Consider the following 13080-nt stretch of genomic DNA (forward strand, 5'->3'; position numbering starts at 1 on the left):
GGGAACATCGACCACATCGATCTGAGGTGCAATGGCGGAAACCGGCGAGCGCGGGACTGTGGTGACGCGCTTCGCGCCGTCGCCGACGGGCTTTCTTCACATCGGCGGCGCGCGCACCGCGCTGTTCAACTATCTGTATGCAAAGGCGAACGGCGGCCGCTTCCTGCTGCGCATCGAGGATACCGACCGCGCGCGATCGACCGACGCCGCGATCGCCGCGATCCTCGACGGCATGGACTGGCTCGGCCTGACGCCCGACGAGCCGCCGGTCATGCAGTTCGAACGCGCCGCGCGCCATGCCGAGGTCGCGCACCAGCTGCTCGAGCGTGGCCACGCCTATCGCTGCTACGCCACCGCCGAGGAGCTGACCGCGATGCGCGAGGCGCAGCGTGCCGCCAAGCAGCCGATGCGCTACGACGGGCGCTGGCGCGACCGCACCGACACCCCCGACCTGCCCTACGTCGTCCGCCTGCGCGCGCCGCAGGAAGGCAGCGTCACCATCGACGACCGTGTCCAGGGCAGCGTCACTGTGGCGAACGCCGAGCTCGACGACATGGTGCTGCTGCGCTCCGACGGCACGCCGACCTACATGCTCGCGGTCGTCGTCGATGACGAGGACATGGGCGTCACCCACGTCATCCGCGGCGACGACCACCTGAACAACGCCTTTCGTCAGCTCGCGCTGATCCGCGCCGCGGGGTTCCGCGAGCCGGTCTATGCGCATGTCCCGCTGATCCATGGCCCCGACGGTGCCAAGCTGTCGAAGCGCCACGGCGCACTCGGCGTCGACGCTTATCGCGACGACATGGGGATGCTGCCCGAGGCGGTCGAGAACTACCTGCTCAAGCTCGGTTGGGGCCACGGCGACGAGGAGTTCATGGACCGCGCGCGTGCGGTGGAGGTCTTCGATCTCGCCGGGATCGGCCGCGGCCCGGCGCGCTTCGACTTCAAGAAGCTGGAGAGCGTCAACGCCCATTACATGCGCGCCGCCGACGATGCGCGGCTGCTCGCGCTGGTGACGCCGCGGATCGAGGCGCTGCTTGGGACTGCGCTTCCCGACACCGCACGGCTGACCGCGCTGATGCCCGACCTGAAGGCGCGCGCGCGCGACCTGAACGACCTCGCGAACGCCTCGCTCTTCCTGTTCCGCGCCCGCCCGCTGGCGATGGACGAGCGCGCGGCGAAGCTGCTAGACACGGCCCCGGACGGTATCCTGCTCGCGGCGCACGACGTGCTCGCCGACGTGACGGACTGGTCTGCGGTCGCGCTCGAGGCGGCGGTCAAGGCTTTGGCCGAGGCGCGCGAGATCGGCTTGGGGAAGGTCGCTCAGCCACTGCGCGCCGCGGTCACCGGCAGTAACGTCTCGCCGGGTCTGTTCGAAGTGATGGCAGTATTGGGGCGAGACGAAACACTCGGGCGCATCACCGATGCGTGCCGCAGCACAGGGGTTACCGCATGACGAGCGTCAAACTCGAGGCGAACGGCAAGACCTTCGAATATCCCGTGCTGTCGGGCAGCGTCGGCCCCGACGTCATCGACATCCGCAAGCTGTATGCGCAGACCGGCGCCTTCACCTTCGACCCCGGCTTCACCAGCACCGCGGCGTGCGAGTCGGCGATCACCTACATCGACGGCGACGTAGGCGTCCTGCTGTACCGCGGCTATCCGATCGACGCGCTCGCCGAGCATTCGAGCTTCATGGAAGTCGCGTACCTGCTGCTCAACGGCGAGCTGCCGACGCCCAAGGAAGACGCGCAGTTCACCCACCTGATCACGCGCCACACGATGATCCACGAGCAGCTGGCGCAATTCTACCGCGGTTTCCGGCGCGACGCCCACCCGATGGCGATCATGTGCGGCATCGTCGGCGCGATGGCGGCCTTCTACCACGATTCGACCGACATCCATGATCCGCAGCAGCGCGTCATCGCCAGCCACCGCCTGATCGCCAAGATGCCGACCCTGGCCGCGATGGCCTACAAATATTCGATCGGGCAGCCGTTCATCTATCCCGACAACTCGCTGAGCTTCTCGGGCAATTTCCTGCGCATGACCTTCGGCGTGCCGGCGGAGCCCTATGTCGTCGATCCGGTCATCGAGAATGCCATGGAGAAGCTGCTGATCCTCCAGGCCGACCATGAGCAGAACGCCTCGACCTCGACCGTGCGCCTCGCCGGTTCGTCGGGCGCCAACCCTTTCGCGTGCATCTCGGCGGGCATCGCGTGCCTATGGGGTCCGGCGCACGGCGGCGCCAACGAAGCCGCGCTCAACATGCTGCGCCAGATCGGCACGCCCGACCGCATCCCCGAGTTCATCGCGCGGGCGAAGAACAAGGACGACCCGTTCCGCCTGATGGGCTTCGGCCATCGCGTCTACAAGAACTACGACCCGCGCGCGAAGGTCATGCAGAAGGTCGCCGACGAGGTTCTGACCAGCCTGGGCCTGACCGATCCGATCTTCCAGGTGGCGCGCGAGCTCGAGCAGATTGCGCTCAACGACCCGTATTTCATCGACAAGAAGCTGTACCCCAACGTCGATTTCTATTCGGGCGTCGTCATGTCGGCGATCGGCTTCCCGACCTCGATGTTCACCGTGCTGTTCGCCATCGCGCGCACCGTCGGCTGGATCAGCCAGTGGAACGAGATGATCGGCGATCCCGAGCAGAAGATCGGCCGTCCGCGCCAGCTTTACACAGGTCCGGCACAGCGCGCTTTCGTGCCGCTGGCCGAGCGGGTCTGAACTGTCGGTAAGTTTTACAAAGGTCCGATCTGGAACGATGCGCGTCCGTAATGAGTCAGATGGTTAGAGCGGCGTAACGACTTGGCACGATGATTGCATAGGGTCACCTGATACCATTCAGGGGACTATCATGAAGATCAAACTGCTTCTCGCCGCCGCTCTTCTGGGCACCGCCGCACCGTCGGCCGCGCTGACCTTCGTGTTTGCGAAGGCGTCGGGCGGCGTCACCAGCTCGGCGTTTTTGAACGCGACGGCCGGCGGCCGCACGCTGCAGGCGACCGGTAACCGCTACACCGTCGCGCCGACCGCGCTGACCAACGTCTCGCAGTTCACAGGGACCGCAGCGGTCAGCCAGTCGTCCAGCCTCACCGTAGGCGGTGTCGGGGTCAACTCGGAGCAGTCGATCGGCGGCTTCCCGGCCGGCGCCGGCGGCAATGCCCCGGAGCAGGTCGACACCGATGGCACGACCAACGAGGTCCTGCGCATCGCGCTGCTCAACCCCAGCCTGGGCTCAATCCGCATCAACTCGGTCACCCTGTCGTCGGTCGATCCTGACGACACGTTCCGCATCTATACCCTGGGTGCCGGTGGCGCGCTGAATGTCATCGCGTTCGGCGGCGATATCGCCGGCACGGGCGTCAACGCCTTCACCGGCGGCACTGCCACCTATCTCTCGGGTTCGGGCACCAACCAGCAGTGGCGCATCACCTTCGCGCCCTTCTCGACGCCGAGCGACGTGTTCTACCTGACCGCGCGCAAGGACAGCGCCGACGGCTACCGCGTGACGTCGATCGACGCGTCGATCGTTCCGGAGCCCGCCACTTGGGCGCTGCTCATCGGCGGCTTCTCGATGGTCGGTCTGGCATCGCGCCGCCGCCGGATCAGCGTTACCGCCTAACACCTCGACACGGCATAGGCCGCCCGGAGCAATCCGGGCGGCCTTCGCTTGTCCGCGCTACAGGATGAACTTCGACAGGTCGGTGTCGCGCGCGATGCTGCCGAGTTCGCGTTCGACATAGGCCGCATCGACCGTCACCGTCTCGCCGCGGCGCTCGCTGGCGTCGAAGCTGACCGATTCCAGCAGCTTCTCCATGATCGTCTGCAGCCGCCGCGCGCCGATGTTCTCGACCGCCGAATTGACCTCGAACGCCGTGCGCGCGATCGCGCTGATGCCGTCGGGGGTTAGCGTCAGCGTCACGCCTTCGGTGCCGAGCAGCCCGGTGTACTGGCGGATCAGCGACGCCTCGGTATCGGTCAGGATCGCCTCGAAATCCTCGCGCGTCAGGCCCTTCAGCTCGACGCGGATCGGCAGGCGGCCCTGCAACTCGGGCAACAGGTCCGACGGCTTCGAGGTGTGGAACGCGCCGCTCGCGATGAAGAGGATATGGTCGGTCTTCACCGGGCCGTACTTGGTCGCGACCGTCGTGCCCTCGATCAGCGGCAGCAAGTCGCGCTGCACGCCCTCGCGGCTGACCGAGCCGCCGCGCACGTCGCTCACCGCGATCTTATCGATCTCGTCGAGGAAGACGATGCCGTTCGCCTCGGCGTTCTTCAGCGCGTCGCGGGCGATGTCGTCGTCATCGAGGCGCTTGTCGCTCTCCTCGGCGATCAGCGCGGCCCATGCCGCATCGACGCCCATCTTGCGCCGCTTGGTGCGGCCGCCCATCGCCTTGCCCAGCATGTCGGACAGGTTGATCATGCCGACCTGGCCGGGCTGCATGCCGGGGATCTCGAACGCCTGGCCGCCGGTGTCGGCGACCTCGATCTCGACCTCGCGGCCTGCAAGCGCCCCCGAACGGAAGCGGTCGCGGAAGGCAAGGCGCGTCGCCTCGCTCGCGTCCTTGCCGACCAGCACGTCGAGGAGGCGCGCCTCGGCGGCGGCCTCGGCGGCCTCACGCACACCGGCGCGGCGGCTCTCGCGTGTCAGGCGGATCGATTCCTCGACCAGATCGCGGACGATCGAGTCGACGTCGCGGCCGACGTAACCGACCTCGGTGAACTTGGTCGCCTCGATCTTCAGGAACGGCGCATCGGCGAGCTTGGCCAGCCGGCGGCTGATCTCGGTCTTGCCGCACCCAGTCGGCCCGATCATCAGGATGTTCTTCGGGGACACCTCGTCACGCAGGTCGTCGCCGAGACGCTGGCGCCGCCAGCGGTTCCTGAGCGCCACGGCGACGGCGCGCTTCGCATCGGTCTGCCCGACGATATAGCGGTCGAGCGCCGCGACGACCTGAGTGGGGGTCAGCGCATCGAACGGCTGCTGTGCCTCGTCGGCGGCGGCGGGAAAGGGCAAAACACTCATGCGGAAATACTCTCAAGCGTGACCTGGTCGTTGGTGTAGACGCACACCTGCGCGGCGATCTTCATGGCGCGGCGCGCGATCGCCTCGGCATCGTGATCGCTGTCTTCAAGCGCGCGTGCGGCGGCGAGGGCGTAATTGCCGCCCGAGCCGATCGCCGCGATGCCGTTCTCGGGCTCGAGCACGTCGCCGGTGCCGGTCAGCACCAGCGTCACGTCCTTGTCGGCGACGATCATCATCGCCTCGAGCCGCCGCAGGTAGCGGTCGGTGCGCCAGTCCTTGGCGAGTTCGACCGCAGCGCGCGTCAGCTGGCCGGGATAGCGTTCGAGCTTCGCCTCGAGGCGTTCGAACAATGTGAAGGCATCGGCGGTGGCGCCGGCAAAACCGCCGATGACGTGTCCGCCCTCGCCCAGCCGCCGCACCTTCTTCGCATTCGCCTTCATCACCGTCTGGCCCATCGTCACCTGCCCGTCACCGGCGATGACGACCTGAGCCCCTTTGCGCACCGACACGATCGTCGTGCCGTGCCAGTTGGTCGGGTCGGTCAATTCTGTGGTCCTTTCGTCAGGGGACCGATGTAGGAAGCTTGTGCGGCGTCGATAAGGGTCGCCACCGCGCCGCCCGCATGGCAGCTATGCGCGCATGCCCCACTTGCTGATTTTCGGTATCGGTTACACCGCGTCGCGCCTCGCGGACGGCCTGCGCGCGCAGGGGTGGCGCATCACGGGGACCAGCCGGGCAACCCTGCCCCTCGACGATCCCCACGTGGTCGAGGCAATCGGCGATGCGACGCATATCCTGTCGAGCGTGCCACCGAAGGACGACGACCCGGTGCTCGCGCTGCACGGCGAGCGGCTGCGCACCGCGCCCGCGACCTGGATCGGCTATCTGTCGTCGACCGGCGTCTACGGCGACAGCGGCGGCGCGTGGCTCGACGAGAGCGCGGCACTCGACGGCCGGCGCGATGCGCGGGTGGCGGCGGACCTCGGGTGGCAGGCGCTGCGCCCCGACGTGCGGGTGTTCCGCCTGCCCGGCATCTACGGTCCCGGGCGCTCGACCCTCGACCGCGTGCGCGCTGGGTCGGCGCACCGGGTGGACGTGCCCGACACCCAGGTGTTCAGCCGGATCCACGTCGACGACATCGTCGCGGGCGTCGTCGCCAGCTTCGAGCGCGGCGCGCCCGGCATCTACAACCTCGCCGACGACCTGCCCGCCAGCGGCAACGCGGTGACCGAGTTAGCGTGCGACCTGCTCGGCGCGCCGTATCCGCCGCTGGTGCCTGTCACCGCGCTCAGCCCGATGGCGCAGGGCTTCTATGCCGCCAACCGGCGCGTCGCTGCGACCAAGATGTCGCGCGACCTCGGGGTGCGGCTGCGCTATCCTGATTATCGAAGCGGCCTCCGGGCCTGTCTGGCGGAGCAAAGCACATGAAGTTCGGGGTCGGCCAGTCGGTCAAGCGCGTCGAGGATCACCGCCTGCTGACCGGCGGCGGGCGGTTCACCGACGACACCGCGGCGACGCTGTACGCCACCACGCTTCGCTCGCCCTACGGCCACGCCCGGATCGTGAGCATCGACACCGCCGCCGCGAAAGCCGTGCCCGGGGTCGTCGCGGTCTACACCCACGCCGACGTCGCGCACCTCGGCGTCGTGCCGTGCCTGGTGCCGCTGTCGGGGCCGGTGACGACGCCGCGCTACATGCTGACCGGCGACGTCGCGCGCTTCGTCGGCGACGGCATCGCCTTCGTCGTCGCCGAGACCCGCGAGGCGGCGCGCCTGGGCGCCGAGGCGATCGAGGTCGACTATGCCGAACTCCCCGCCGTCGGGTCGATCGAGGCGGCGCTCGCCCACGACGCGCCTAAGATCTGGGAGGCCGCCGCCTCGAACAGCCTGTTCGAGTGGAACGCCGGCAACGCCGACACCGCCAAGGCGGGCATCGACGCCGCCGCCCACGTCACGCGCCTGCGCATCGTCCAGAACCGCGTCGCCCCGACCTCGATGGAGGTGCGCGCGGCGGTCGGATCGTTCGACGACGGCAAGTACACGCTCGTCTTCGGCGGCCAGGGCGTCGCCTCGGCGCAGCAGCAGGTCGCCAAGATCATGGGCGTCGAGCCCGAGCAGATGCGCATCGTCCAGGGCGACGTCGGCGGCGGCTTCGGCATGAAGGCGTTCCTGTACCCCGAGTATATCCTCGTCCTGCACGCCGCGAAGGACCTCGGCCGTCCGGTCAAGTGGACCGGCGACCGCGGCGACGCCTTCCAGTCGGACACCCACGGCCGCGCGATGGTCAGCGACGCGGCACTCGGCTTCGACGCCGATGGCAAGATCACCGCGCTGCAGGTCGAGACTTGGAGCGACCTCGGCGCGTACCAGGCGCAGTTCGGCCCCGCGATCCAGACCTTCGCGGGCGGGCGCATCATGGGCGGCGTCTACCGCATTCCCGCGATCCACAACCGGGTCCACGGCGTCGTCACCAACTGCACCCCCGTCGACGCCTATCGCGGCGCGGGCCGCCCCGAGAGCGCGTACGTCATGGAGCGGCTGATCGAGGCCGCGGCGCGCGAACTGGGCCTGGGCGTCGACGAGATCCGCCGCCGCAACCTGCTGACGCCCGAAGAACTGCCCCACGACAACGGCATCGGGCTGACCTTCGACATCGGCAACTTCCCTGCCGTGCTGGCGAAGGCGCAGGTGCAGGCCGACTGGGACGGGTTCGCCGCGCGCAAGGACGCCGCCGCCCGCAAGGGCCTGCGCTACGGGCGCGGCATGGCATATTATGTCGAGATCGCCGGCGGCGGGTCGACCGAGGAATGGGCCGACGTCCGCGTCGCCAGCGACGGCATCGTCGAGGTCGCGGTCGGCACCCAGTCGAACGGCCAGGGGCACGAGACGGCGTACGCGCAGGTGGTCAGCGAGCGGCTCGGCATCGATGCCGACCAGATCCGGATCGTCCAGGGCGACACCGACCGGCTGAACCAGGGTAACGGCACCGGCGGCTCGCGCAGCATGGCGTGGGGCGGTGCGGCGTGCCAGGTCGCCGCCGACGATATGGTCGAGCGCGGCCGTGCGCTCGCCGCCGCCGACCTGGGGGCCGAGGTGGACTACAGCGAAGGCGTGTTCAGCGCGCGCGGCACCAACCGCACGCTGAGCCTCGGCGAGCTCGCGACCGCCCACCCGGGCGGCCTCGACGGCCGGTCGAGCTTCAAGCCCGCGAAGCCCGCGCCCGCCTTCCCCAACGGCTGCCACATCGCCGAGGTCGAGGTCGACCCCGCCACCGGCAAGATCAATGTCGCGCGCTACAGCCTGGTCGACGACTTCGGCACGCTGGTGAACCCGATGCTCGTCGAGGGCCAGATCCACGGCGGCATCGCGCAGGGCCTGGGCCAGGTCGTGCTGGAGAACGTCGCGTACGACGACGACGCCCAGCTGCTGACCGGCAGCTTCATGGACTATGGCATCCCGCGCGCCGACGACATGCCCGACGCGATCGGCTTCGACACGCTCGGCACGCCGAGCCCGACCAACCCGCTCGGCGTCAAGGGCTGCGGCGAGGCCGGCACGATCGGCGCGATGCCGTCGGTGATGAACGCGATCATCGACGCGCTCGACGGCACGCAGCTCGAAATGCCCGCGACGCCGGAAAAATTGTGGCGCGTGTGCCGCTCGCTCGAGCTGCGGCAGGCTGCGGAGTAGCTGCGAACCGGCGTCAGGCGAACCATAGCAGCGCAAGCGCCGCCAGCCCCACCGCCGCACTCGCGACGAGCGGCAGCGCGGCCCGCCAGCCATGCCGCCAGCCGCCGATCGACACCGTCAGCCCGGCCTTGACCAACGTATTGGCAAGGATCGGCCCGACGAGGATCAGCCCCGCCAAGCGCCCTCCGACGCTGCCCGCCGGCAGGCCATGCATCGTCAGGATCGCCGAATCGACGTCCATCGCACCGGTAATCGCCAGCGCCACCGCCAGCCCCGCGTCGCCGAACCGCGCCAGCGCGGCACGTGATACAAGCGCCAGCGCGGCGACCAGTCCGGCGAGGATCAGCGCCGGGCGCAGGTCGAACGGGTTGCCGACGGGCAGCGCCACCGCCTCTCCCGGCGCCTCGCAGCGGCGGATCACGACGAACGCCCAGCCGGCCGAGACGAGCATCGCCGGGCCGATGACGGTCGCCAGCGAAAGCAGCGCGAACGGCGCGAACAACGCCGTCATGATGAGCGTCCGCGCCAGCATGACCGCCGATGCGACGGCGATCCCCGCGGTCACCAGCGCCCCCGATCCCGCGTCGCCCGCCAGCTGGCGCGCCAGTGCCGCGGTCACCGCGGTCGACGACACGGTCGCGCCTGCCGCCGCCGCCGCGAGCGTACCGCGCGCCGCCCCCAGCCGCCGGACCGCGACGTAGCCAAGCAGCGACAGCGCCGAGACGACCACCACGACCAGCCAGATCTGATGCGGATTCCACGCGGCATAGGGCCCGAACCCCCGGTCGGGCAGCAGCGGCAGCACGACCAGGGTCAGCACCGACAGGCGCGCGATCCCCTTGATCTCCGTGTCGTCGAAGCCGGCGACGAGGCGGTGCAACTCGGTGCGCAACGCCAGCACGCACACCATCACCGCCGCGACCCCCGCACCGACGACCGGCATCCCAGACGCCGCGAGATAGCCGCAGCCGATCGTCAACAGCGCGGCGATCGCCTCGGTCGCGCTGACCTGGCCGTCGCGCCGGGCATCGGCCCGGTAGCCGATCAGCAGCGCCACGGTCGCACCTGCAACGAGGACCGCCGCAACCGCCGCCGCACCATGCGCGGCGAGCACCGCCGCAATGCCGCCGCCGAAGCCGAGCAGGGCGAAGGTCCGCAGCCCCGCGACGCGGCTCCCGCGCCGTTCGTCGCGTGATTGCCAGCCGCGTTCGATGCCGACCAGCAAGCCGATGCCCAGCGCAACCGCCAGGCCGCGCACGTCACTCAGCAGGATGGTCGCGCTGGCCAGACTCCGTGCCCTTCGCCGCCAGCTATCGGCGCGCCGCGCACCGCGGGCAACGCCCTTTCAGCTCCGGCTGCGCAAGGCGATGACGAGGCCGATCAGCGTCAGCACCGCACCGGCGCCGGCGGTCCACGTCCAGACGAAGCCCTCGAAGATCGTCGAGAGCGTCATCGCGACGACCGGCACGACGACGTTGACGAAGGCCGAGCGCGCCGGCCCGATCTCGCGGATCATCGAGTAGTAGAGGCGGAAGGCGAGCGTCGAGGCGATCAGCGCCAGATAGACGATCCCCGCGGCATAGCTGGGGCGCAGGTCGAACTGCGGCGGCCCGGCGCTCGCCCACGCCAGCGCCGCCGACAGGATGCCGCCATAGGTCAGCCCCCACGCCAGCAGCGCCTCGAGCGGCAGCGCCCGCGCGCGCCCGGTCGCCTGCAGGACGTTGCCCGCCGACGCGCACAGCACCGCGATGCACGCCAGCGCCAGGCCGAAGCCGGCGTCCGCCCCCTTCACGTCGAGATCGCGGCCGACGAGGAGTGCCACCCCGGCGATGCCGAGCACGCTGCCCGCCACGAATGCCGGCGCGATCCGCTGCCCCAGGAAGACCCGCGCCAGCACGGTGTTAGGCACGACGATCAGCGAGAAGATGAGCGCGACGAGGCCCGAGGTCAGGTACAGCTCAGACCGGTAGACGAGGTTGAAGTTGGCGACGAACTGCGTCGCCGCGACGAGCAGCGCCAGCGCGTGACCGCTGCGCGGCAGCCGCAGCGTCTTGCGCAGCACGACGCACAGCAGAGCCATCGCTCCGCCTGCGACGAGGAAGCGGTAACTGACCGACCATTCGACCGGCACGTCGCCGATCTGGTCCTTGATGACCAGCCAGGTCGACCCCCAGATCAGCGACAGCGCGACGAATTGCGCGACGACGCCCGCGCGCACCGGCTGCCGCTGCGGCGCAGCGACGACGTCGACTTGCGGAGCGCTCACGCCAGCGCGGCGAGCGCCGCGGCGAGCGCGTCGATCTGCGCGGGCGGGGTATCCCAGGCGACGACGAGCCGCGCCTCGCCCGAGCCCGCAGCACCCCAGTCGTAGAAGTCGAAGCCCTGCGCGCGCAGCGCCGCACCGCCGTGCGGGCCGAGGTTGACGAACAGCTCGTTCGCCTCGACCGGCGCGAGCAGGCGCTGGGGTGCAGCCTGCGCCAGGCGGGTCGCGCCGGCATTGGCGGCGGCGGCATTGCGCGCCCACGCGCCGGTCTCGATCATCGCGAGCAGCTGCGCCGCCTGGAAACGCCCCTTGCTCGGCATCTGCCCGGCGCGCTTGCGGCGGAAGCGCAGGTCGGCGGCGATCTCCTCATCGAACACCACCACGGCTTCCGCCGACAGGCCGCCGTTCTTGATCGTGCCGAGGCTGAGCGCCGCGACGCCGGCGCGCCAGCTGATGTCGCCGGGGTGGCAGCCGAGGTGCACCAGCGCATTGGCGAACCGCGCGCCGTCGAGGTGGACGCGCCAGCCCTTGGCCCGCGCATGCTCGCCGAGCGCCGCCAGCTCGGCGGGCGTGTAGACGGTGCCGCTCTCGGTCGCCTGCGTCAGCGAGAGGACGCGCGGCTGGACCTGATGCACGTCGCCGCGATGGCCGCCGAGCGCCGCGTCGATGCCGGCGGGCGTCAGCTTGCCGTGCGGGCCGGCGGCGAGCAGCAGCTTCGCCCCGCCGGTGTAGAATTCGGGCGCGCCGCACTCGTCGACGTGGATGTGCGCGTCGGCGTGGCACACGACCGCCCCCCACGGCGGCACCATCGCGGCCAGCGCCAGCGCATTGGCGGCGGTGCCCGTCGACACCGGGAACACCGTGCAGGCATGCCCGAACCAGTCGCCGAACACCCCGTCGAGCCGCGCGCTCCAGGCGTCGCCGTCATAGGCGCGGGGGGACGCGACGTTCGCCGCGACCAGCGCGTCGATGACCTCGGGGCAGGCGGCGGCGGCATTGTCGGACAGGAAGTTCATGACGCCGGGGCTAGAGACGCGCGCGCCGGGGGTCAATGCGGCGCGGGCGGGTTGCGAGGGGGCCTGCTCGAGCAACCCGCAGACGCATTGTTCCGGCGGTGCTCGGCGCGTCCGAACGGCTCGATGTCTGACACGGCATCGATAGCAAAGCGCGTCGCGGCCACGCTATTGTCTCGCCGGCGACCGTGCGACCGGCTGTCCTGTCGCCGAGTCCGGGGCCGATTGCGGGAACCCGAGGAGTGACGATCTTGATGACACGCAAGGCGGCTCTCCTGCGCGGCGTCAATCTGGGCGGGCGAAAGCTGCTCATGGCCGACCTGGCCGCGATCTGCACCGACCTCGGCTATCGAGAGCCGACGACGCTGCTGGCGTCGGGCAACGTCGTGCTGGTCACCGAGGACGGCGCCAGCGAGGTGGAGACGGCGCTCGAGGCGGCGCTCGCCCGGTTCGGCCTGGCGACCGACGTGTTCGTGCGCGGATCGGCTGAACTCGAAAAGGTGATCGACGCCAACCCGTTCCCGGAGGCCGTCGAGGACCATCCCAGCCATGTGCTGGTGACCTTCCACCGGGAGCCCTTCCCGCCCGACGCGCTGCACCGGTTGCGAGCTTTCCATGACGGGGCGGAGCGGCTCAGCGTCGTCGGCCGCGAGCTGTTCATCGACTTCGGCGGGCGCAAGGGCATGCGCGCATCCAAGCTCGTGACGGCGATGCGCAGGGCGCGGTTCCCCGCCGTCGCGACGGCACGCAACTGGAACACGGTCCGGAAGCTCGCGGCGATGCTTCGCACAGAGGCGTGAAGCCTGAGAGCCGATGCGCCTACCGCCGGTCGTGACGAAGAAGTTCGACAGCATCAGGCCGCTGACCCCGGCGGCGAGGATGCCGCCTTCGTTGATGGCGATGCTGCCGACGCCCGCTGCAGTGTTGATGCCGACCGTGACGCGACCTTGGTCAAATGCCATCCACCCGATGAGCTGACCGCATCTCCCACGCGGCGGAGGCCTCGGACGACGTGGCCGCACCGAGAATGACAAGGCGGCGAAGGCCAGGGCAAGGCTTCGTCCATATCGCTGC

At 69.9% G+C, this 13080-nt stretch carries 12 protein-coding genes; 7 read left to right on the top strand and 5 right to left on the bottom strand.

The window, feature by feature from the left end; genetic code table 11:
- The first annotated feature begins 31 nt into the window (after positions 1-31).
- The 3 genes from gltX to FMM06_RS11460 all read left to right on the top strand — a co-directional run bounded on the left by gltX (position 32) and on the right by FMM06_RS11460 (position 3637).
- The gene (gene gltX / locus FMM06_RS11450; RefSeq protein WP_144237526.1) at positions 32-1459 is read left to right on the top strand and encodes a glutamate--tRNA ligase; all 1428 of its coding nucleotides are present in this window, start codon (positions 32-34) and stop codon (positions 1457-1459) included.
- The gene (locus tag FMM06_RS11455) at positions 1456-2739 is read left to right on the top strand and encodes a citrate synthase (protein WP_144237527.1); all 1284 of its coding nucleotides are present in this window, start codon (positions 1456-1458) and stop codon (positions 2737-2739) included. Before gltX ends, FMM06_RS11455 begins: the two co-directional genes overlap by 4 nt.
- 130 nt (positions 2740-2869) lie before the next feature.
- Positions 2870-3637, top strand: a complete 768-nt coding sequence (locus FMM06_RS11460) for a PEPxxWA-CTERM sorting domain-containing protein (protein WP_144237528.1) — start codon at positions 2870-2872, stop codon at positions 3635-3637.
- 57 nt (positions 3638-3694) lie between these two features.
- Here the strand turns inward: FMM06_RS11460 and hslU are convergent, their stop codons facing one another.
- Entirely contained in the window at positions 3695-5041 is a 1347-nt protein-coding gene (hslU, locus tag FMM06_RS11465) for an ATP-dependent protease ATPase subunit HslU (RefSeq protein ID WP_144237529.1), read from the bottom strand.
- Entirely contained in the window at positions 5038-5586 is a 549-nt protein-coding gene (gene hslV, locus FMM06_RS11470) for an ATP-dependent protease subunit HslV (RefSeq protein ID WP_144237530.1), read from the bottom strand. The genes hslU and hslV overlap by 4 nt, the downstream gene beginning before the upstream one ends.
- A gap of 94 nt (positions 5587-5680) precedes the next feature.
- Here hslV and FMM06_RS11475 point away from each other — a divergent pair, with 94 nt between their 5' ends.
- Complete coding sequence (locus FMM06_RS11475) at positions 5681-6469, top strand: Rossmann-fold NAD(P)-binding domain-containing protein (RefSeq protein ID WP_144237531.1); 789 nt, start codon at positions 5681-5683, stop codon at positions 6467-6469.
- On the top strand, positions 6466-8730 hold the full coding sequence (locus FMM06_RS11480) for a xanthine dehydrogenase family protein molybdopterin-binding subunit (RefSeq protein WP_144237532.1): 2265 nt from the start codon (positions 6466-6468) through the stop codon (positions 8728-8730). The genes FMM06_RS11475 and FMM06_RS11480 overlap by 4 nt, the downstream gene beginning before the upstream one ends.
- A 13-nt stretch (positions 8731-8743) precedes the next feature.
- Here FMM06_RS11480 and FMM06_RS11485 read toward each other — a convergent pair whose 3' ends face one another.
- The 3 genes from FMM06_RS11485 to FMM06_RS11495 form a co-directional block, all read right to left on the bottom strand.
- Complete coding sequence (locus FMM06_RS11485) at positions 8744-9988, bottom strand: MgtC/SapB family protein (RefSeq protein WP_235889288.1); 1245 nt, start codon at positions 9986-9988, stop codon at positions 8744-8746.
- Between the two features lie 87 nt (positions 9989-10075).
- Entirely contained in the window at positions 10076-10996 is a 921-nt protein-coding gene (locus FMM06_RS11490; protein ID WP_235889289.1) for a DMT family transporter, read from the bottom strand.
- Positions 10993-12009 carry a threonine aldolase family protein gene (locus FMM06_RS11495; protein ID WP_144237534.1) on the bottom strand — a complete coding sequence of 339 codons (1017 nt, stop codon included), beginning with the start codon at positions 12007-12009 and terminating at the stop codon, positions 10993-10995. Before FMM06_RS11495 ends, FMM06_RS11490 begins: the two co-directional genes overlap by 4 nt.
- Positions 12010-12260: 251 nt before the next feature.
- On the opposite strand from FMM06_RS11495, the gene FMM06_RS11500 reads away from it, so the two are divergent.
- Together FMM06_RS11500 and FMM06_RS16830 are read left to right on the top strand one after the other, a co-directional pair.
- A complete protein-coding gene (locus FMM06_RS11500) occupies positions 12261-12806 on the top strand; it encodes a DUF1697 domain-containing protein (RefSeq protein WP_144237535.1) in 546 nt (181 codons plus the stop codon).
- Positions 12807-12837: 31 nt separating this feature from the next.
- Positions 12838-12984, top strand: coding sequence for a hypothetical protein (locus tag FMM06_RS16830; protein ID WP_185965164.1), 147 nt, complete (start codon positions 12838-12840; stop codon positions 12982-12984).
- The last annotated feature ends 96 nt before the right edge of the window (positions 12985-13080 follow it).

Source organism: Glacieibacterium frigidum (assembly GCF_007097155.1).
Lineage (GTDB): Bacteria > Pseudomonadota > Alphaproteobacteria > Sphingomonadales > Sphingomonadaceae > Glacieibacterium > Glacieibacterium frigidum.